Origin of the sequence: Streptomyces qaidamensis (assembly GCF_001611795.1) — a bacterium.
Lineage (GTDB): Bacteria > Actinomycetota > Actinomycetes > Streptomycetales > Streptomycetaceae > Streptomyces > Streptomyces qaidamensis.
The window spans coordinates 8,195,092-8,214,914 of the sequence record NZ_CP015098.1; the positions used below are offsets into that span (position 1 = coordinate 8,195,092).

Annotated in this window: 19 protein-coding genes; 12 read left to right on the forward strand and 7 right to left on the reverse strand. The window is 70.5% G+C overall.

Annotated elements, in window-relative coordinates:
* The first annotated feature begins 152 nt into the window (after positions 1–152).
* The 6 genes from A4E84_RS35925 (at position 153) to A4E84_RS35950 (ending at position 7,865) form a co-directional block, all read left to right on the forward strand.
* Positions 153–1,175, forward strand: a complete 1,023-nt coding sequence (locus A4E84_RS35925) for a quinone oxidoreductase family protein (protein WP_062930554.1) — start codon at positions 153–155, stop codon at positions 1,173–1,175.
* Positions 1,172–2,551, forward strand: a complete 1,380-nt coding sequence (locus tag A4E84_RS35930) for an amidohydrolase family protein (protein ID WP_062930555.1) — start codon at positions 1,172–1,174, stop codon at positions 2,549–2,551. Before A4E84_RS35925 ends, A4E84_RS35930 begins: the two co-directional genes overlap by 4 nt.
* Positions 2,552–3,100: 549 nt before the next feature.
* Positions 3,101–4,189, forward strand: a complete 1,089-nt coding sequence (locus A4E84_RS35935) for a BMP family ABC transporter substrate-binding protein (RefSeq protein WP_079129244.1) — start codon at positions 3,101–3,103, stop codon at positions 4,187–4,189.
* A 30-nt stretch (positions 4,190–4,219) separates the two neighbouring features.
* On the forward strand, positions 4,220–5,776 hold the full coding sequence (locus A4E84_RS35940) for an ABC transporter ATP-binding protein (RefSeq protein WP_062930557.1): 1,557 nt from the start codon (positions 4,220–4,222) through the stop codon (positions 5,774–5,776).
* Positions 5,773–6,954, forward strand: a complete 1,182-nt coding sequence (locus A4E84_RS35945) for an ABC transporter permease (RefSeq protein WP_063827532.1) — start codon at positions 5,773–5,775, stop codon at positions 6,952–6,954. Before A4E84_RS35940 ends, A4E84_RS35945 begins: the two co-directional genes overlap by 4 nt.
* Entirely contained in the window at positions 6,951–7,865 is a 915-nt protein-coding gene (locus A4E84_RS35950; protein WP_062930558.1) for an ABC transporter permease, read from the forward strand. Before A4E84_RS35945 ends, A4E84_RS35950 begins: the two co-directional genes overlap by 4 nt.
* A 104-nt stretch (positions 7,866–7,969) precedes the next feature.
* Here the strand turns inward: A4E84_RS35950 and A4E84_RS35955 are convergent, their stop codons facing one another.
* Positions 7,970–9,004: an aldo/keto reductase gene (locus A4E84_RS35955; RefSeq protein WP_079129245.1), complete on the reverse strand. Its 1,035-nt coding sequence runs from the start codon at positions 9,002–9,004 to the stop codon at positions 7,970–7,972.
* A gap of 185 nt (positions 9,005–9,189) precedes the next feature.
* Here A4E84_RS35955 and A4E84_RS35960 point away from each other — a divergent pair, with 185 nt between their 5' ends.
* Entirely contained in the window at positions 9,190–9,642 is a 453-nt protein-coding gene (locus A4E84_RS35960) for a VOC family protein (RefSeq protein ID WP_062930559.1), read from the forward strand.
* On the forward strand, positions 9,627–10,058 hold the full coding sequence (locus A4E84_RS35965; protein ID WP_062930560.1) for a nuclear transport factor 2 family protein: 432 nt from the start codon (positions 9,627–9,629) through the stop codon (positions 10,056–10,058). Before A4E84_RS35960 ends, A4E84_RS35965 begins: the two co-directional genes overlap by 16 nt.
* A gap of 845 nt (positions 10,059–10,903) precedes the next feature.
* On the opposite strand, the gene A4E84_RS35970 is transcribed toward A4E84_RS35965, so the two are convergent.
* The 5 genes from A4E84_RS35970 to A4E84_RS35985 all read right to left on the reverse strand — a co-directional run bounded on the left by A4E84_RS35970 (position 10,904) and on the right by A4E84_RS35985 (position 14,986).
* The gene (locus A4E84_RS35970) at positions 10,904–11,464 is read right to left on the reverse strand and encodes a flavin reductase family protein (RefSeq protein ID WP_062930561.1); all 561 of its coding nucleotides are present in this window, start codon (positions 11,462–11,464) and stop codon (positions 10,904–10,906) included.
* Between the two features lies 1 nt (position 11,465).
* A complete protein-coding gene (locus tag A4E84_RS43130; RefSeq protein WP_159029652.1) occupies positions 11,466–11,648 on the reverse strand; it encodes a hypothetical protein in 183 nt (60 codons plus the stop codon).
* Between the two features lie 630 nt (positions 11,649–12,278).
* Positions 12,279–12,947 carry a nicotinamide mononucleotide transporter family protein gene (locus A4E84_RS35975; RefSeq protein WP_062930562.1) on the reverse strand — a complete coding sequence of 223 codons (669 nt, stop codon included), beginning with the start codon at positions 12,945–12,947 and terminating at the stop codon, positions 12,279–12,281.
* Between the two features lie 304 nt (positions 12,948–13,251).
* Entirely contained in the window at positions 13,252–13,626 is a 375-nt protein-coding gene (locus tag A4E84_RS35980) for a hypothetical protein (RefSeq protein ID WP_159029653.1), read from the reverse strand.
* Positions 13,627–13,876: 250 nt separating this feature from the next.
* Positions 13,877–14,986 carry a sugar ABC transporter substrate-binding protein gene (locus tag A4E84_RS35985; RefSeq protein ID WP_062930564.1) on the reverse strand — a complete coding sequence of 370 codons (1,110 nt, stop codon included), beginning with the start codon at positions 14,984–14,986 and terminating at the stop codon, positions 13,877–13,879.
* A gap of 432 nt (positions 14,987–15,418) precedes the next feature.
* Between A4E84_RS35985 and A4E84_RS35990 the strand changes: the two genes are divergently transcribed.
* Genes A4E84_RS35990 through A4E84_RS36005 form a run of 4 tightly spaced genes read left to right on the forward strand, consistent with a single transcriptional unit; the run spans position 15,419 to position 18,623 of the window.
* On the forward strand, positions 15,419–16,279 hold the full coding sequence (locus A4E84_RS35990; protein ID WP_159029654.1) for a fumarylacetoacetate hydrolase family protein: 861 nt from the start codon (positions 15,419–15,421) through the stop codon (positions 16,277–16,279).
* A gap of 26 nt (positions 16,280–16,305) precedes the next feature.
* Positions 16,306–17,469, forward strand: a complete 1,164-nt coding sequence (locus tag A4E84_RS35995; protein ID WP_062930566.1) for an amidohydrolase family protein — start codon at positions 16,306–16,308, stop codon at positions 17,467–17,469.
* 27 nt (positions 17,470–17,496) lie between these two features.
* Positions 17,497–18,270: an aldolase/citrate lyase family protein gene (locus A4E84_RS36000; RefSeq protein ID WP_062930567.1), complete on the forward strand. Its 774-nt coding sequence runs from the start codon at positions 17,497–17,499 to the stop codon at positions 18,268–18,270.
* On the forward strand, positions 18,267–18,623 hold the full coding sequence (locus tag A4E84_RS36005) for a cupin domain-containing protein (protein WP_062930568.1): 357 nt from the start codon (positions 18,267–18,269) through the stop codon (positions 18,621–18,623). The genes A4E84_RS36000 and A4E84_RS36005 overlap by 4 nt, the downstream gene beginning before the upstream one ends.
* A 210-nt stretch (positions 18,624–18,833) precedes the next feature.
* On the opposite strand, the gene A4E84_RS36010 is transcribed toward A4E84_RS36005, so the two are convergent.
* Positions 18,834–19,628 (reverse strand): IclR family transcriptional regulator, encoded by a 795-nt coding sequence (locus tag A4E84_RS36010; protein WP_062930569.1) that lies wholly within the window; start codon positions 19,626–19,628, stop codon positions 18,834–18,836.
* Positions 19,629–19,823 lie beyond the last annotated feature (195 nt).

The following is a 19,823-nucleotide window of genomic DNA, read 5'->3' on the forward strand; positions in this document are numbered from 1 at the left end:
GTAAGCCTCTGAGCAGGCAAGACACCGAAGAAGTCAAGATGTTCCCCGGGAGCGTTGACAGCACCGGGCCGCGGGGGCATTGTTCTCGCAATACGTTCCACTGACTCGCAATGCGAGACGCATAGGGTGAGGAGGGCAGCGCGGTGCGAACCATGGTGCAGACCGATTTCGGCGGGCCCGAGGCCGTGTCCCTACAGGACGTCCCGGAGCCGGTGTGCGGACCACGCGACGTCGTCGTCGAGGTCGCCCACTGCGGGCTGAACCGCCTGGACCTGCTGCAGCGCAAGGGGCCGGGCCTGATCCCCGGCTTCCGCCTTCCGCACGTGCCGGGCATGGACTTCGCCGGAACGGTGGTGGCGACCGGGTCCGCGGTCAGCTCGGTCGTCCCCGGTGACCGGGTCATCGCCGATCCCACCCAAGGCTGCGGCAGTTGCCCGCTCTGCGCCGTGGGTGACCGGGCGTACTGCCCGAGCCCCAGGGTTCTCGGCGGCAACGCCCCCGGAGCCCTGGCCGAATACGTACTGGCTTCTGCGGAATCGATCGTGCAGGTACCCGAGTCCCTGCCGCTCGCCGCGGCCGTCACCCTCCCCACCGCCGCCGCGACAGCGTGGCACGCCGTGCACACGGTCGGGTCACTCGCTGCCGGTGAGACCCTCGTCGTGCACGCCGGCGCGAGCGCCGTCAGTCTGGCGGCCATCGCGCTGGCCAAGCGGGCCGGCGCCTCGGTCGTCGCGTTCGCCGGCAGCGCCGCGAAACGGGACGCGGCCCGTGCGGCGGGTGCCGACCTGGTGCTGCCCAACGGGGACCGCGACGCGGTGAAAACGGTGTCGGACTTCACCGACGGCGCCGGCGCGGACCTGGTCCTGGATCACGTCGGCACCGAGACCTGGCGCACCTCACTGGACTGCCTCGGCATCCGCGGACGCCTGCTCCTGATGGGCAACACCAGCGGCGACCAGGTGGCCTTCTCGCTCCAAGAAGTCTTCCACCGTGGCCTGAAACTGCTGGGCGCCGGTGGATACAGCTCGGCCGACTTCGTCGCCGCCACATCAGCCTGCTTCGCCGACGGCCTGCACCTGCCCACCGCCGCCCGGTTCCCTCTCGAGGATCTGGCCGATGCCTGGGACGTGCTCGCCGCCCGCGAGACGATCGGCAAGGTCGTGATCGAGCCATGACCGACCTGTTGATCGTGGGCGGCGACGTCGTCACGATGGACTCCGCACGGCGGGTCCTCACCGGTGCGGCCGTCGCCGTGTCCGGGAACAGCATCGCCGCGCTCGGCACCGCCCAGGACCTGCGGGCCCGCTTCCCGGGTGCGCGGGAGATCGACGCATCGGGCTGTGTCGTGATTCCGGGGCTGGTGGACGCCCATCAGCACACGACCGTCGACCCCCTCGTGCGCAGCATGATCCCGGACCACATCGGCTCCCAGGAGTCGATATTCGACTGGATCGTCCCCCTGCACGCCCACGCCGACGGCGACGACGACGAACTGGCCGCGACCGTCACCGCGGTCGACTGCCTGTCCCGGGGCATCACCACCGTGCTGGAGCCCGGCACGGTGGCCTACCCGGAACGAGTCGCCGCGGGGCTGGGCTCCGCGGGCATCCGCGCGCGGGTCGGCGGTTGGGGCTGGGACGCCGAGGGTGTGCCGTTCGGGGCGCCCGCCGGCGAGGTGCTCGCCCGGCAGGAGGACATCGTCCGGTCCCTGCCGGCCACCGGGCCGGTCACCGGATGGGTGACGCTCGTCGGCCACGACCTCGCGAGCGACGACCTCTTCGCCGGTGCGGCGAGCCTTGCCGAGAGGCTCGACGTCGGACTGACCTGGCACATCTCGCCGGGGCCCGCCGATGTCGAGGCATACGCCCTGCGCTGCGCGCGGCGGCCGCTGGTCCACTTCCGCGAGCTGGGAGTACTCGGCCCGCGCCTGCTGCTGGGGCACGCCGTGTGGCTCGATGACGCGGAGGTCGACGCGATCCTCGAGACCGGTACCGCGGTCGCTGCCTGCCCGGGGGCCTACCTCCGTCTCGCCCAGGGCTACACACGCGCCTCCCGCCACGCCGAACTGGTCCGACGGGGCGGCCGGGTGGCACTGGGCTGCGACGCACACAACGCCGGAGACGGCCCGGACGTCCTGCTGGCCGCCTACCTGTTCGCCGGCCTGGAACGCGACCGTGATCTTCCCGACCCGGTCCGTGCCGAGCAGGCTTTCGCGCTCGCGACGATCGACGGGGCCCGGGCGATCGGTCTGGGTGACCGCATCGGGTCGCTCGAGGTGGGCAAGGCCGCCGACATCGTCGTGCTCGACACCCGCGACCCCGCCTGGACGCCCCGGGGCGACCTGGCCCGCCAGCTCGTCTGGGGTCACGTGTCGCGCACCGTCCGCGACGTACTGGTCGACGGCCGCGTGGTCGTCCGCGACCGGCGACCGACCGGCGTCGATCTCACGACCGTCGCCGAGGCCGCCGCCGAACGCTCCACCGCCCTCCTGAGGCGCGCCGGCATCACACCCCGCCCGACGTGGCCCACGGAGCCGGCGGCCGGCCGGTAAGGAGACGCGCCGTTGAACGCCATCGACATGTCCGGGCTTCCGCCGGCGAAGAAGCAGGGCCCACTGTCGCGGCGGCCGGCCGCCGTGATCGATTCGGCGCGACCGTGCCACAGGGGCCGACATCGCGCCGTACGGAGACTTCCTGCCGGTCAGCGGGAAACCGCCGTCGATCGTGGTCACCGCAGCCGTCCGCAGGCCGGACACCCCGGAGCCGGAGGGGGCCTGGCTCACCATCGAAACGCACCGGCGAGTTCGTCCCGAACGTCACGACCATCGGGATCACCGTTCACCTCCACCCGATAGCCCGCGATCACCCCCCCGCGGCGTCGACGACATGGGACATCGCCTACCGGCGACACGCGCCCTGCCGACAGCCCCGCCACCCGCAGTGCCACGGGCACGAGCTGATCGACCGTGGCGACCCCGGCACCTGCTTCCCGGGCCCGCTCCATCGCGCTCGAAGAGGCCGTCCGCATCACCACCCACCACCACCCCCGGCGTCTCCACCGCCCCGGAGGGCGGTGCCACCCATCGAACGAAAGCACACACATGACTACGACAAGCATGCTCTGGCGTCGTCGGGCCGCAGCCGGCCTAGCCCTCGTGGGAGCCCTTGCGCTCTCCGGCTGCGCGGGCAACGCGGCGACGGCATCCCAGGCGACCCCCGCGGCGAGCGGCGGCAGTGACTCCGCCCTCAAGGAGCCGGACGTCAACGGCGACGGCAAGGTCGTCGTCGGTGTCCTCAGCCCCGGCGACATCAACGACCACGGTTACTACCAGAGCTTCGTCGACTCGGCGGACGCCTTCGCCAAGGAGAAGGGCTGGACGATCATCAAGCGCGGCAGTGTGCCGCCGAGCGACGCGCTCACCGCGGCACGCGCGATGTGCCAGCAGCACGTCGACCTGGTCGCGCTCGGCGCGAGCGAGCTCAAGACCGCGATACCCGCCTCCGAGGAGCCGGTCTGCAGCAAGACCGCCTGGTACCTGCCCTCGGCGTCGGGCACCGACACGCACCCGCGGGTCCTGCTGTCCGCCGACGACCCCAACCAGTCCCTGCTCGCCGCCGGTTATGCCGCGGGCCTGAAGATGAAGGCGGCCGGCTACACCAAGGCCGGGTTCATCACCGGCAACAAGGCCGAGTTCAGCGTCGCCGCCGCCAAGGCCTTCCAGGCCGGCATCCGGGAGGTCGTCCCGAAGGCCACCGTCACGAGCACCTACACCGGCGACTTCAACGACTCGGCGAAGGCCAAGGAGGCCACTCAGGCGCAGATCAGCCAGGGCATCAAAGTCATCTACCCCTACCTCGGCGGCGCGACCGACGCCGCGGCGCAACTGGCGAACGCGGGCGGTGCGCTGACCCTGACGCCGGGCACCGACCGGTGCGACTCGACCAGCCCGAAGTACGACATCTCCGTGGTCTTCAGCCCGGGTGACTACTTCCGCGCAGCGCTGGAGGAGTTCGCCAAGGGCAACTTGAAGATGGGCACGACCCGCGTGTGGAAGCTGGGCGTCGACCCCTACCCGACCGTCAGGATCTGCCGGTCCGAGGGCGACGAGGCGAAGCGGCTCGACGAGTTCATGAAGAAGATCGGCACCGACAAGATCGATCCGGCTGCCGAGGTCAAGCGCCTCGGCTGACGCGCCGACAGCGACGAGGAAAGATCAGCGATGACACCGACGACCTCAGCGGTTCCGATTCTCGAGCTGCGCGGCATCACGAAGTCATACGGACCCGTCAAGGCCTGCGACGGCGTGGACCTCAGGGTCGACGCCGGCGAGATCCACGGCCTCCTGGGTGAGAACGGGGCAGGCAAGTCCAGCCTCATGAAGGTCCTGCTCGGGCTGGTCCGGCGCGATGCCGGCACCGTCCTGGTGCGCGGCGAACAGGTCGCGCTCGACAGTCCGCAGGAAGCGGCCGAGCTGGGCATCGGCATGGTCCACCAGCACTTCAGCCTCATCAACGGGCTGACCGTGTGGGAGAACGTGGCCCTCGGCGACAACGGCAAGGTGAACAAGCAGGCCATCTGCGCCGACATCGCCGAGGTCTGCGCGCGGTACGGGCTGCCCATCGACCCCGACGCACGCGTCGACGCCCTCTCGGCCGGTGAGCGGCAGCGGGTCGAGGTGGTCAAGTGCCTTCGGCGCAACCCCCAGATCCTGATCCTGGACGAGCCCACCTCGGTGCTGACCCAGGCCGAGTCGGAGGAGCTGTTCGCCGTGCTCGGCCGGGTGGTGCAGGAGGAGGGACGCGCTGTCATCCTCATCAGCCACAAGCTCGCCGAGATCGCCCAGGCCACCGACCGGGTGACGGTCCTGCGCAAGGGCCGTATCGCCTTCCGGGCGGTCACCGCCGACACCACCCCACAGCTGCTCGCCCGGCAGATGGTCGGCCGTGAGGTCTCCCTGGGCGACGATGCCGCCGCCCTCGGCATGCTGCCGACGAGGCAGGCACGCACGGACAACGGCGTGAGCCGCGACCGGCGGCCACCCGTGCTCAGCCTCGCCGGACTCACCGTCGAGCAGGGCGGGGTCAGTCTTCTCGAAGACGTCGACCTGTCCGTGGGCGCGGGCGAGATCGTCGCCCTCTACGGCGTCGAGGGCAACGGCCAGGCGACGCTCGGTGATGTTCTCGCCGGGCTGGTCCCGCCGACCGCCGGCACCGTCGAGGTCGCCGGGCGCAGGGTCGACGTGACCCGGCCCGGCGCGCTGTCGAAGGCCGGTCTGGGCATCGTGCCCGAGGACCGGCACCACAGCGGCGTCGTCCTCGACATGAGCGTCGCCGAAAACCTGGCGATGAAGTCGCTCGACAAGGTCAGCGGCCGGTTCCTGCTGCGGCGGCGCGCCATGCTCGCCCAGGCCCGTCGCCTCGCTGACGAGTTCAACATCGTCACACCGTCGCTGGACGCGCCTGTGCGCAGCCTGTCGGGCGGCAACCAGCAGCGGGTCGTACTCGCCCGGGAACTGTCCGGTGACACCCGGGTCCTGGTGGCCGCGCAGCCCACCCACGGCCTTGACGTCGGTGCCATCGAGGACATGTATTCCCGGCTGCGCGAAGCGGCCGCCGAGGGCGTCGGAGTGCTGCTCATCTCCACCGAATTCGAGGAAGTCATGGCCCTTGCAACCCGGATCACGGTGATCTGCTCCGGGCGGATCACCGGAGCACTCCCCGTCTCCGAGGCGACCCCCGAACGGCTCGGCATGCTGGTCGGCGGTGAGGCCGCATGAGCGCCTTGGCACTGACGGATCCGGACGACCTCGGCAGGCGCATCCTGGCCCGGCTCCGGCCAGGGCGCCGTGACTGGATGACGGCGGGCCTCACCGCCGTGCTCATCAGTGCGGCCGGCGGCGTGTCCGCACTGCTGCTCACGCTGACCGGTGCCTCACCGAGCGCTTCGCTGAACGCGATATGGACCGGGTCCCTGGCCAACGCCACCGGCTGGACCACGACGCTGCTCAACACGGCGCCCCTGCTGCTGGTCGCCGTCGGCGCGTGCGTCTGCGCGTCCGCCGGCACGTTCAACATCGGCCAGGAGGGACAGGTGCTCATCGGCGGCCTGGCCGGAGCCTGGGTGGGGCTGCGTCTGGCCATGCCCGGCCCGATGCTGGTCGTGGTGGTGCTGAGTGCCGCCGCGGTCGGCGGCGCCGCCTGGGCCGCGCTCAGCGCCCTGATGCTCCGCTTCCGCGGTGTCAACGTCCCGGTGAGCACGCTGCTGATGACGTTCCTCGCCATCCAGCTCGTCACCTTCGCGGTCAGTACGCCGTGGGTCCTGCAGGAGAGCGTGCAGGGCGCCGGGGACATCGCCGACGCGCAGTCCAACGCCCTGCCGGCCAACGCCCAGCTCGCGAGCTTCGGGCAGTACCCCTCGCTGCAACTGAACACGGGCCTGTTCCTCGCGCTCGTCGCCACGGTCGCGGTCGCCCTCCTCCTGAGCCGCAGCCGGTGGGGCTTCAAGGTGCGCATGGTCGGACTGAACCCGCGCACGGCCAAGCACGCCGGTGTCCGGGTGGCCGCGCTCGGCGGTCTCACGCTGGCGCTGTCCGGCGCCTTCGCCGGGCTGGCCGGAGGGTTGCTGCTGGCCAGTCCGGTCAGCACCAACCGGCTGCAGGCCGGGCTCTCCGACAACGTCGGCTGGGACGGCCTCCTCGTCGCACTGGTGGCTCGCAACCGGCCTCTGGCCGCGATCCCGGTGTCGTTCGTGTTCGCCGTGCTGCGCGCGGGCGGCGATTTCCTCTCGGCCACCGGCGTGCCGTCCTACCTGGTCGACATCGTCAAGGCGTTGCTCGTCCTCGCCTTCGTCGCACCGCCCGTCCTCGTCGACCTCTTCCAGGGGCGTCGCGGTGCCACACCGCAGGCGGCGCCCGCCGTTTCCGTAGTGCCGACCAAGACGGGGGCAGCCGCGTGAGCGTTCTGGACAGCACCACGACCATTCTCGCGAGCGGTGTCCGGCTGACCGTGCCGTTGGCCTTCGCCGCCTGCGGTGAGTACCTGGCCGAGCGCGCCGGCGCGATGAACATCTCCGTCGAGGCGATGATGCTCAGCGCCGCGTTCACCTCGGTCGCCACCGCCGGCGCGACCGGCAGTGCCACCGTCGGCCTCGTGGCCGGCGTCATGACCGGCCTCGTCGTCGGTTTCGTGCACGGCAACCTCTCCCACCGGGCCCAGATCAACACCTTCGTCGTCGGCCTCGTGCTGAACGCGCTGGTGCTCGGGCTCACGAGTTACCTGATCACGACCGAGCAGTTCGCCTCGCACCAGGTCGGGGTGCTGTCGATCCCGCTGCTCGAGGACATCCCGCTGATCGGCAAGCCGCTGTTCTCCGTACGCTGGCCCGCCTACCTGCTGATCCTGCTGATACCGCTCACCTGGTGGCTGGTGGAGCGCAGCCGCTGGGGCCTGGAACTCCGGGCGGTGGGGGAGAACCCGCAGGCCGCCGACGTCACGGGCATCAAGGTGAACGTGCGGCGTCGGCAGGCCCTGCTGTGGTGCGGCGCGCTGGCCGGTCTCGGCGGCGCGTACCTCGCGGTCGGCGAGGTCGGTTCGTTCAATCAGAACATGACCGCCGGACGCGGCTACATCGTCATCGCCGCGGTGATCTTCGGGGCCTGGCGGCTCGGCCGGACCATGCTCGGCTGCCTCGTGTTCGGTCTCTCCGACGCGATGCGCCTGGCCCTTCCCGCGCTCGGCGTCACCCTCAACGCCCAACTGCTCGTCGCGGCGCCGTATCTGCTCGCGCTCCTCGCCATGCTGCTGTTCACCACCCAGCACCGAGAACCCGCCGCGCTCGGCCGGCCCTTCGAGCGGGGGTCGGCCTGACGGTACCTTCCGGAGAAAGCCAACGATATCCGGATGAATGCACCACTCGGCGGACGCCGGCCCCGCGATAGCGCGGGGCCGGCGTCCGCCGTGGAACACCGGCGTCAGCGGCGGCGCAGCGCCACCGTCTCCAGCGCCGGAGGCGTGTGGCCGACGTCGCGGGTATTGAGCACGCTGCCCGGCGCGACGAGTTCGTCGATCCGGTCCAGCGCCTCTGACGACAGTGGCCGGTCGACCGCGGTCAGCTGCGTCAGGAGCTGGTCGTGGGTGCGCGGGCCCATGAGCGCCGAGGTGACGCCTGGATGGGCGAGCACGAACCGCAAGGCCAGCTCGACGAGTGTGCAGCCCTCGTCGGCGGCGAGGCGCACGAGTTCCTCGACGACTGCCAGCTTGCGCTCGCGTATCTGCTCGTCGGCGTAGTCGAAGTGGTCGCCGTGGGACCGCGCGCGTGAGTCTTCCGCCGGCTGGGCGCCGGCCCTGTACTTGCCCGACAGCCAGCCGCCGTTCAGCGGGCTCCAGACCATGACGCCCATGCGGTGCCGCCGCGCGGTGGGCAGGGCGGCGGCCTCGGCGTGACGGGCCAGGATCGAGTACGACAGCTGTTCCACGGTGAACCGTTCGCGGCCACCGCGCTGTGCCGCCCACTGCGCTTCCACGATCTCCTCGGCCGGGAAGCTGGAGGTCCCGATCGCACGCACCTTGCCCGCCCGCACCAGGTCGCTGAGCGCACCGAGGGTCTCTTCCATGTCGGTCCGGGGATCGGGGCGGTGGACGAGGTAGACGTCGAGGTGATCCGTCCGCAGCCGCCGCAGGCTGTCCTCCACGGCACGCGTGATCCAGAGCCGGGAGTTGCCGCGCCGGTTGCGGTCGAGCGCCCTTCCGGGCATCCGGTTGTGGAACTTCGACACCAGGACGACGTCGTCGCGCCGTCCCTTCAGCGCCCGGCCGAGGATCTCCTCCGACTCGCCGAAGGCGTACACGTCAGCGGTGTCGACGAAATTGACCCCGGCGTCCAGCGCCGTCGCCACCATCCGGTGGCACTGCGCTTCATCGGTGTTGCCCCAGGCACCGAACATCATCGACCCGAGACAGAGCTCACTCACCTCGATGCCCGTCCCGCCCAGAATCCGGTAGTGCACGTTTCCCCTCGTCTTCCCCGGCGACGCCCGTCGCTGTCATGCCGCAGACTGGCACGGCGGCAGGGCCGGATCCGATGTCGCGCGGGGTCAGCGTTCCCGGCGTACGCGTTGTGTCCGCAGCACATCGACCTGCCGGTCGCGCGGACCTACGCTCGAGGAAACCCGCACCACTCACAGGAGGTACCGTGGCCACCGGTCTCACGTCGGCCCGCTGGACTCACGTCGCGCTGCCGACCGGCGATCTCGACAAGGCGATCGAGTTCTACACCTCGCTGACTCCCCTGGTCGTCGTCGAGCGGTTCAAGGACGCCGACGGCGAAAGCGTCTGGCTCTCCAACGACAAGCAGGCCGAGACGCCCTTCGTGCTCGTCCTGGTGTCGTTCAACAAGGACAAGGGCAACCAGCTGGGCCTGCTGCATCCGTTCGCGCACATCGGCATCGAGGTGCCGGAGCGCGGGGACGTCGACGCGCTCGCGGACAGGGCCCGTGAACTGGGCTGCCTGCACTGGGAGCCCCGGCAGATGCCCGACCCCATCGGCTACATCTGCGCTCTGAAGGACCCGGACGGCAACGTCGTCGAGATCTCCCACGACCAGCGTGTCTTCGACACGGTCCGGCAGAAGTGGGGTTCGTCCTGAAAGACACCCGTGCCGCGATCGAGGCATACCTCGCGGCACTGAACGCGCACGACGCCGATGCCGTGGCCGCCTGTGTGGCCGAGGACTTCGTCAACGAACACACGTCGGCGATGGGACGCAGCCGCACGGGCCGCACCGAGTACCGCGCGGCGCTGACCGGGTTCCTGGAGGACTTCCGGGACCTGCGTTACGCGCCGGAGCGTATCGTCATCGACGGCGAATCGGCCGCGGTGCCGTACGTCATGACATTCAGGATGCGCTCTGCGGGCGATCGCCCCGTGCGCATCCGCGGTGTGTTCGTGTTCACCGTCGCCGACGGTCTCATCACGCGCCGCACGGACTACTGGGACAGCGGCGAGGTGCAGCGACAGCTCGGTTGCGGCCCCCGGCCGGAAGGTGCCGAATCGCCGCCCTGAGCCGGCGGAACCTGCCCTCGTGACACCCCGCCCGCCTCTTGTGCGGACGGGGTGCCCGTGTCTGCCCGGACCGGGGGCCGGCCCTGCGGTGTGGGCGTCGGGCTCAACCATGCTGCGTCGCGAAAGTGGTACCCGGGCGGTACCTGGGGGTCGACCGGGCCATGGCCGCCGTACGCGGGTCTGCCGGGATGATCAGCCGACGCCTGCGACCAGCCCCGGACGACCGGTCAGGCAACGGGGCAGGTGGGCGGCGCGCAGGGCTGCCATGCGTGCAGGAGGTCCGCACCGTGACCGCCTCGGCCACGGAGTGGGTGACGAAGACGTCCGTGATGCGCGTCCGCTGCCGGAGGCCGAGCAGGCGCAGGCGCATCGCCTTGCGCGCGGACTCGCTCAGCCCGGAGAAGGGCTCGAGAGAAGGTTCGGCCGCAGGCCGAGGCGCGTCCCACCTGCTGCCGCCCTGTCCTCGGACAGCTCGCCGGGGTACTTGCCCGAGCCGTCGTCGAGGCGGACCGGCGTCGGCACCCCCCGGACCCCCCTGCAAGGCGCGCCACGCCGCGCCGACGTGTGCTGAGCCGCCCCGCCGACTCGTTGATCATGTCGGCGGGGCGGCGCTTACGCGTACCGTCGGCCGGCGCGGCATCTCGGGCCGGTCAGGCCGACGAACGCCCCGCGCGGCACGACCTGGCCGATGTCGTGCGGTACCGGTGCGGGGCGCCCGGACCGGTCCTGGTCAGCGCCCGGACGGCGAAGTGGCCGGGGTCCGTGAGCGTGTCGGGTGCCGGACGGTCCGCCGAGGCTTCGGCGGAGCCGGGGGCGGCCGCACAGCGCCGAGGCCGTCCGCGTGGTCACGCCGGGTCCTTTCCGGCCGGCTGCAGTGCGGATGGCTCCAGCGGGTTCAGGGTGTGGAACCTGCGACCCTGATAGGTGAGCGGCTCCGGTTCGCCGACCACCACGCCGGCCACCTCGATCAGGATGATCGTGTGGTCGCCGGCGGTGAGGCGCTGGTGAACGACGCCTTCGAGCGACACGGTGGCACCGTCGAGCAGGGGTGGACCGAGCTTTCCCGGACGGAATTCCGCCACAGCGAACCTGTCGGCGCCGGGCGTCGCGAACGCCGTCGCCACCGGGCGCTGGTCGGAGGCCAGGACGTTGACGGCCACCGACTCCGCATGACTGAAGGCCGGGTGGACGTCGGCGTTGTCGGCCAGACAGACCGATATGAGCGGCGGGTCCATCGACACGCTCGTCACCGAGTTGGCGGTGAAGCCGTACCGCTTTCCGTCCACTTCGGTGGTGACCACACAGACAGACGTGACCATCGAGGACAGCCCGTCCCGGTACGCCTGCGGGTCGTAGCCGGTCACAGGCCGGGGCGTGACGGTCTGGTCCTTCGCGGAGCTGGGCACGTCAGACCACCGCCATCTCGTCGGCACACTCCGGCACGCCGCCGGCCGTTGGTCCGGTGGCTTCGCGGATGTGGCCGGGTGCGCGGGGGGCGTCGCCGTCGACGGCGATCCGGAACGGCCGTCGTGTCGCCGCATGGGGCAGGAAGGTCGGCCGGGAAGCCGACGGGGAGAAAGTGGATCTCATCAAGGCTTGCCTTTTGTTGAGGGATGCCCCGACGGTAGGATGGGCTATCTCGCATGTCAATATGCCATCTCGCGAAAGTTGGCTGCAGGCGGTCCCCGGCGTCGGCGAGGCCGTTCGCGGCGGCCGCCTGGCTCTGCCGACCGTCTCGCTCGTCGTGGTGGTGTTGTCCGGTCCCGAGATCGGCCGGGTGTCCGCGCCGTCGCCGGAAGCGCCTGGACGTGGGTCGTTCCGCTGCCGGTTCCCCGCGGAGCCTGGCCGCTCCCGGCCGGGGGGGAATGACGGTCGTCGGATGCGTGCCCGGGGCCGGGTCGGGGCCCGGCCCTGGCGTCGCGAGGACCGCCGGCGCTGGGCTCTCGCTCAGCGTGGTGAGCAGACCGGATGGGATCTCCCGCTGCGCCGTCTGCTGTCCGGCGGGTGCTTCCAGCGTGCGAGCAGAAGGGCACCTCGGGCGAGTGCCAGGACCGTCACCGTCCCGGCTGCACCGCCACTTGACGCTGGGCATGGCGGCCCATGCTTGACCGTCCCGCGGGCCCGAGCCGGACACGGAGTGCTGTGTCCGCGTGGTTCGTCATGGGCTGTGGTGGGCCCGTTGCCGGCTCGTGCCCGGCGTACGGCGTCTCGACCGCCCCCCTACTGCGTCGACACTCCCTCGGACGCGGGCGCACCGGGCAGTTCCACAGTGGGCTGCGGCCCGCTGCGGGAGCGCAGCCACCAGTCGCGCATGCCCCACAGGACGAGCGCGCCGTAGATGACGTAGACGAAGCCCGAGAAGGCGTAGCCGTTGGCGAAGGTCAGCGGGACGCCGACCAGGTCGACCAGCAGCCAGGCGATCCAGAACTCGACCATGCCGCGTGCCTGGGCGTACATGGCGACGACCGTGCCGACGAAGATGTAGGCGTCCGGCCAGGGGTCCCAGGACAGAGTCGGGTAGGCCTTGAACAACAGGGCCACCGCGACCGTGCCGAGGGCAACGGCGCCGGCCATCGCCGCGCGCTCGTACCAGGTGGCGAACCGCGGGGTGATCTGACCGTCCCGGGACCGGCCCCTGTCGCGGTTCCACCGCCACCAGCCGTACATGGCCACGGTCATGACGACGGCCTGCTTGCCGGCGCTGCCGGTCAGGTGGCCGAAGAACGCCCCGAAGAGGATGAGGCCGGACAGGAACTGCACCGGCCAGGTCCACAGGGAGCGGCGCCAGCCCAGGGCGAGGGCGGCCAGGCCCAGGATGTTGCCGATCATGTCGGACCACAGGATGTGCTGGCCGAACAGGGCGAACGCCTCGGAGTTCAGCCCGTTCACCGGGTTGCCGGGCCCGTCTCGAGCGAGGGGGACGTGAGCCTGCCGTCCGGCGTCTCGTCGGGTATCAGGTCTCGGAAGCGATCCATGCGCCCCAGCTTCGGCGCTGTATACCCGTTTTGTCTAGCATTGACACCTGGCAGGTCGCAATTTAAGGAAATCAGGCGTGACGCCGTGGAGCAGCCGCGGATACGGCCTCGGGTGCGGCCGTGTCCGGAGGGTGGCCCGGGTGTACGGCCGGGCCACGGCGGGCGTGTTCGGCGCGTCGGCCGGTCCGTCTGTTCAGTGCGTCGGCCGGTCCGCCTGTTCAGTGCGCCGTCCGGTGCTGCCCGGAGAGCGCGCCGAGGGTTTCGAGATCGACCGGCTCCGCGGCCTCGGGGACACTGCCCCTCATGCGCAGCGCGCCCTGCTGGACCGGCAGGAATTCGGTGTTGATCTCCCGGGCGAGGGCCGCCGACATCATGTCCGCGCGGACGCAGAACGTGTAGTCCTTGCGGTCCTTGCTGATCTTGATGCCGAACGTGCGGAGGGGCAACAGGTCGGGCGCCACGCGCTCGTACTGGACGCGGAACTCCGGCGGTGTGGCCGCCAGCTCGGGTCGCAGCACGTACTGTTCCGAGTTCGCCAGGTGCCGGCAGAACTCGTCCAGTTCCCGCAAGAGCGTGGGGTGTACATGCCGCACGAGGAGGAGATGATCGCTGCGGATGCCGCTCGGTGCAGGAGTCCAGCGGGCTTGTACGAGGCGTGAATCCGGCAGCGCGTCAGCTGTGTGCCAATAGGTTCTGAATCGGGGCATGTGGCAAGAGTGCTCCGAAAGGTGCTGTATGTCTATTGTCGGGCCGCGCCCGCGGGTGGCTCACGGACGGGATGCGGCCCATCGGGGGGTGCCGCCGCACGGCCCCCGCGGCCCCTGTTCCCTCGCTTCAGCGGGACTACTTCTTCAGGCCTGTCGCCGCACAGTCGGCCGCGAGTCGGGGCGTGCATATCTCGGACAGCTTGTACATGCCGCTCCCGATGACCGTGTCCTTGATGTTGTCCCTCGTCAGGGCGACGACCGGCACGAGATGTGCGGGAATGTCCTTACGGGTTGGACTGTCGACTCTGCTGGAGGTGAGGGCTTCGAACTGAATGTCTCTGCCCTGGGCCTTCGCCACGGCCATCTCCGCGGCGTTCTCGGCCTCCTCCGGGTACGGCTTGTACACACTCATGTACTGCTCGCCGGTGATGATCCGCCGAACCGCCGAGAGCTCGGCGTCCTGCCCGGTGATCGGGGGCAGGTCGGTTACGCCCGCGGCCTTCAGTGCTTCGATGATGCCGCCCGCCAGGCCGTCGTTGGCGGCGTAGACGGCCTTGATGTCGTCCTTTCCGATTTCGTTGATCGCCTCGGCCATGTTCTTCTCGGCGGTCTGCGGCTTCCAGTCCTTGGTGTCGAACGACTTGGCGATCGTCACCTTGCCGTCGAGGGCGAGGACCGCGCCCGCCTTGAACTGCGCGGCGTTCGGGTCGGTGGGTGAGCCGTTCATCATGACGATCTTGTCGGAGGGGCCGGCGTCCTCGCCCAGGGCCTCCAGCAGGGAGCGGCCCTGTACCTCGCCGACGAGCTCGTTGTCGAAGGTGATGTACGCGTCGATCGGGCCCTCGGCCAGCCGGTCGTAGGCGATGACCGCGATGCCGGCCTCCTTGGCCTTCCTCACCCCGCCTGCGATGGCATGCGTGTCGACGGGGTCCAGCAGGATCACGTCGACCCGTTCGTCGATCATCTGCTGCAGTTGCCGGGTCTGCTCGTCCGCGTCGGCCTCGGCGTTGGCGTACTCGACCCGGCCCCGGCCGCGGGTGAGGGACTCGACCTTCGCCTTGATGACGGGATAGTGGAACTGCTCGTACTGAGGGTTCGACTTTTCCGGCAGAAGCAGCCCCACGGTGATGTCGTCCCCCTTGGCCGGGCGTCCGTCGGCGCTGCTCCCCGTCGGGTCGAGCCCGCCACAGCCGACGAGCGAGACAGAGATCGTCGCGATGGTCACGGGCAGGGCGGTACGACGCATCGGGAGCTCACTTCGGGCGCGATCGGGAGGTGGGCATGCATTGCGGCCCACTGACTGAATAGCCGAGACGGAGGCGGACCCGGCGTCGAGCGGAGCTACTGTACGAGATAAGAGATGGCATCTCGCAATAGGTTCCCTGGACTCGTGCGAGGCGGGCGGCTTCCTCGGGCGACTGCACGCCCCACGGGCGGCCTCGGGGGAGCGGGAGGTGGTGCCCCGGGCCGACGGTGAAATTACCTGCTTCGAGACCCGTCCCGATCCTGAAGGGCCGGCCGTCCTGTTGGAGATCGTCGAGGTCGCGTCGACAACTACGCTTCAGTGGAAGGTATTTGACGACTCGTCAAAAGATTCCAGGGAGGGCTGCCGGTCTGTCCGCACCGGCGTGTCCGTATCGCTTGACACGATGCCATCTCGCATTGAAAGATGCTCGCCATGCGAGTAGTGACGACGGATGCCGGCCTGGGCCGGATCGAGGACGGGGCTGTCGCCCTGCTGGACACTGCTTTTCCGCACATCGGAGTGGTCCTCGAACAGGAGGGCTCGCTGCGGTGTCTGGCGTCCTGCGCGGTGCGCAGACGCATCCCGATCGACGAGGCCACCCTCGTGGCGCCGCTGGGCCGTCCCCGCGCGGTGTGGGGCGTCGGGCTCAACTATGTGTCGAAGGCGGCCCGCACCGGCCGGGGACTGCCCGAGCAGCCGATCCTGTACCTGGCCGCGTCGTCCGGTGTGTCGGCACCCGGCGCGCAGGTGGTGATCCCGCAGGCCGCGGCCGAACCCGACTACGAGGGCGAGATCGCGGTCGTGGTCGGGCGCCGGCTGTACCGGGCGAACGAGTCCGAGGTCTGGCCCGCGATCGCGGGCATCACCGCGGCCAACGACATGACGGCGCGGGACGTCATGCGCACCACGTCCGTGCCCGCCCTCGCCAAGAGCTACCCGGGTTTCACGCCGCTCGGCCCCTCGCTCCGCACTCCCGACGACCTGTCTGACCGCGACACGATCCGCGTACGGACCCTGGTCAACGGCGAGCTGGTGCAGGACGACACGAGCGCCGGAATGATCTTCCCGGTGCCCGATCTGCTGAGCCGGTTGTCGTGGTTCACCGCGCTCGAACCCGGCGATGTCGTCCTCACCGGAACCCCGGCCGGCACCGGCCAGGACCGTGCGTGCTTCCTCGCCGACGGCGACGAGGTACGCGTCGAGGTGGACGGCGTGCTGCCCCTCATCACCCGCGTCGTGCGTCCTGAGGACGCTTCACTGCGCGACCACCGACTGACCGAACCGGTCAGCTGACCGCTCTCACCCTGGAGTGCACATCGATGTCCATCTCCTCCGCCCCGTCCTACGACCTCGTCCTGGCCGGCGGCACCGTCATCGATCCGGCGTCGGACACCAACGCCCGGCTCGACGTGGCGGTCACCGGTGACCGCATCGCCGCGATCGGGAAGGGCCTGGCGACGAACGCGGCCCGCACGATCGACGTCACCGGCTCCACCGTGCTGCCCGGCCTCGTCGAGGGCCACACCCACATCTTCCAGTACGTCTCCGCCGTCGGCGCCCCGGCCGAGGAGGCCCATCTGCGCCGCGGTGTGGTCGCCGCGGCCGATGCGGGCACGGCCGGCGCCTCTACGTTCGCGGCCTTCCGCAAGCTGGTGGTCGAGGCCAACCCGCTGCGCATCGTCAACTTCCTCAACGTCTCGGTGCTCGGCCTGATCGACTTCAGGTTCGGCGAGCTGCTGAACCCCGACACCCTGGTCCCCGAAGACGCGCTCGCGACCGCCGAGGCCCACCCCGACATCGTGCGCGGCTTCAAGATCCGCCTGTCCGAGGACGTCGTCGGCGAGAACTGGGAGTCGCTGCTGAAGAAGTCCGTGGCGCTGGCCGAACAGGCCGGGCTGCCGCTGATGCTGCACATCGGCGAGACCTCGGAGCCGCTGCCCGTCGTCCTGGACTACCTGCGCCCCGGCGACATCGTGGCGCACTGCTACACCGGCAAGCCCTACGGCATCCTCGACGGCGACAAGGTGCAGCCCGCCGTCAACGCGGCTCGTGAGCGGGGCGTCCTCTTCGACTCCGCTCACGGCAAGAGCAACCTCAGTTTCGAGGTGGCGCGCCGGGCGATCGCCGACGGATTCCTGCCCGACGTCCTCAGCTCCGACACCAGCGCCCGCAACTGGCGAGGCCCGGTGTTCGACCTGCTCACCAGCATCTCCAAGCTGGTCGCGCTCGGTGCGCCGCTGGAGGAGTGCGTCCGGCGGGCCACCGTCGCGCCGGCCCAGCTGCTCGGGCTCGATGCCGAGGGCTACGGGCGCCTGGAGGTCGGCGGGCGGGCCGACGTGACAGTCGTCGACTGGACCGACGAGGTCACCCTGCCCGACGCCGCCGGCAACACGATCGTCGCGCCGCGCCTGGAGCCGACCGTGGTGCTGCACGGTGGCGCCGAGGTCGACATCGTGCCGTGGCGGGGGCTGAAGACGGCCTGACAAGCACGCACATCCCGGGAGGAAGCCATGACCGCCGGTGACGTCCACCTGCTGCGGCGCCGCCTTCGCGCGGCCCTGACGGCGGAGGAACCCGCTGTCGGCACGTTCGTCAAGCTGGCGTCGCCCGACGTGGTGGAACTGGCCGCGGCGGCCGGATTCGCGTTCGTGGTCGTCGACCTCGAACATTCCACCCTCACCGAACGAGACGCCGTCGACCTGGTGCGCCACGCCGACGTGTGCGGGCTGCCGGCCCTGGTCCGCGTGCCGGAGGTGGACGCCGCCGCGGTCAATCGGCTCCTGGAGGCCGGGGCGGCGGGCATCCAGCTCTCCATGCTCACCCGCGTCGCCCAGGCCGACGCACTCGTCGCCGCGACCCGGTTCGCTCCATCCGGCCGCCGTTCGGTGAGCCTGGCCAACAGGGCCGCCCGGTTCGGTGCGACCCCGCTGGCCGGGTTCCTCCGCCGCGAGCAGGACGACCCGCCGGTGCTCGTCGGCCAGATCGAGACGGCGTCCACCGATCCTCTGCCGGATCTGCTCGCCGCTCTCGACGTGTGCTTCGTCGGCAGCACGGACCTCGCGGTCGACCTGGGCCTGTCGGCGGACCCGGCGGAGCTGCGCGGCGCCGTGGACCGGGTTCGTGACGCCGCCCGCTCCGCGGCGGTGGCGTTCGGCGGCTGGGCACCGGCCCGGGGGGCCGCGAAGGACTTGGGCCTTGCCGACGCCGACTACCTGGTCGTCGGCTCGGACCTGCAGATGTTGGCGGCCGGCCTGCGGGCGGCCGTCCGAGAGGAGAACCAGTGAGCACACGCAACGCAGCGCTGTTCGACACCGTCGTCAACTGGGACGAGCTACCGGTGACCCAGGTGCGGCCGGGGGTCCGCCGTCGCGTCTACGCGACGGACGAGGTGATGATCTGCCACCACGAGCTCGACGTCGGCATGACCCTCAACCCGCACCGGCACGAAACCTTCGACCAACTGGTCCACATAGCCGAGGGGCGCGCCAACTACTACGTGGACGGTGTCGCGCACGACATGCGTGCCGGATCGTTCCTGCTGGTTCCCCGCGGCAGCGAGCACTACGTGGAGCCGACGGAGAGCCCCTGCGTGAACATCGACTTCTTCGTCCCGCCGCGGGCCGACCTGCTTCCCTGAGCGGCATACCGGCGCGCTGCTCCGCGGGCCCTCGCTGACCGGACGGCGACCCGGGGGCGTTGTCTGACACAGCGCCGCAGCCGGGGCGATGGCTCAGTCGCCGTGACATGGCGCTGCCCGTGGGGCGACCTCGTCCCCGGTGGCCGGAGCCGAAAGTCAAAGGGCCCACCGCCTGAGCGGTGGGCCCTTCGAGCTGTCGTCGGGACCGGATCAGCCGCCGTTGGGTGCGTCCTCGGAAGTGCCCAGCCGCTGTGACAGCGCGCGGGCGGTCTCCAGCAGTGCCTGGGCCATCGGCGACGCGACGTCGTCGGGCACGGTCGCCGTCGTGCCGACGATGGCGAGCGTTCCGCTGATCTTGTCCCCTTCGAAGATCGGCGCCGCGACGGTGCGGACCCCGTTGACGGTGGGGGAGTTGACCGACAGCCCGTGCTTCCGGATGGCCTCGAGCTCCTCGTTGAGCTCCGACTTGCGGACCGAACGCGGCAGCGTCGGTACCTGCTCCGTGGGCAGGAACGCGAGGAAGACGCGTCCCTGCGCCGAGGACGTGAGGTTCAGGCGTGAGCCGACCCGGACGCTGATGCGCACCATGTGGTCGGTGTTGTCCACCGAGCGCACCACGGTCGCCGATTCACCGTCCCAGACCGACAGCACGATCGTCTCGTCGATGCGCCTGACCAGTTCCTCCATGTACGGCTCGGCGGCGGCGACGATCGGCAGGCCGGCCCGGGCCGCCGTGGCGAGCGTGAGCACCTGGGGCCCGAGGGAGTACAGCGAGGTGCGCTCGTCGTACCGGAGCAGGTTCGCCGCCCGCAGTGCCTTGGTGTACCGGTGCGCGGTCGCCTTGCTCGCCCCGAGACGCGCGGTGATCTCGTTGAGGCTCATGTGCGGCTTGCCGACCGTGAACGAGCCGAGGATCAGCGCCGCACGCTGCACCGTCTGGATGGTCGGCGCGGTCCTGTCCGGGCCGTCCTGCTCGCCGATACCGTGCTGCGCCTTCGTGGCCATGGATGTCTCGCTCCTGTCCGTGCCCAGTCAATGAGTTTGAGACGTCAAATGAAACGCCGTCTTGAATAGAGCAATGGTAAGGGTTTGGTCATGGTGCGTGAAAGAGCCCTGGGACGCTGGTCCGCGCCGTCGCGGCGGTGAACGGGAGCCTGACGGCCGACGGCCGCAGATCACTCCCGCTCACCGCTGCCTCGT

Bases quoted from the DNA above. Each gene is read 5' to 3' on its own strand.
- A4E84_RS35990 (WP_159029654.1), top strand. From the start codon at position 15,419: ATGCGAGTAGTGACGACGGATGCCGGCCTGGGCCGGATCGAGGACGGG.
- A4E84_RS43130 (WP_159029652.1), bottom strand. From the start codon at position 11,648: ATGAGATCCACTTTCTCCCCGTCGGCTTCCCGGCCGACCTTCCTGCCC.
- A4E84_RS35945 (WP_063827532.1), top strand. From the start codon at position 5,773: ATGAGCGCCTTGGCACTGACGGATCCGGACGACCTCGGCAGGCGCATC.
- A4E84_RS35930 (WP_062930555.1), top strand. From the start codon at position 1,172: ATGACCGACCTGTTGATCGTGGGCGGCGACGTCGTCACGATGGACTCC.
- A4E84_RS35995 (WP_062930566.1), top strand. From the start codon at position 16,306: ATGTCCATCTCCTCCGCCCCGTCCTACGACCTCGTCCTGGCCGGCGGC.
- A4E84_RS35935 (WP_079129244.1), top strand. From the start codon at position 3,101: ATGACTACGACAAGCATGCTCTGGCGTCGTCGGGCCGCAGCCGGCCTA.
- A4E84_RS35925 (WP_062930554.1), top strand. From the start codon at position 153: ATGGTGCAGACCGATTTCGGCGGGCCCGAGGCCGTGTCCCTACAGGAC.
- A4E84_RS36000 (WP_062930567.1), top strand. From the start codon at position 17,497: ATGACCGCCGGTGACGTCCACCTGCTGCGGCGCCGCCTTCGCGCGGCC.
- A4E84_RS35940 (WP_062930557.1), top strand. From the start codon at position 4,220: ATGACACCGACGACCTCAGCGGTTCCGATTCTCGAGCTGCGCGGCATC.
- A4E84_RS35985 (WP_062930564.1), bottom strand. From the start codon at position 14,986: ATGCGTCGTACCGCCCTGCCCGTGACCATCGCGACGATCTCTGTCTCG.
- A4E84_RS36010 (WP_062930569.1), bottom strand. From the start codon at position 19,628: ATGGCCACGAAGGCGCAGCACGGTATCGGCGAGCAGGACGGCCCGGAC.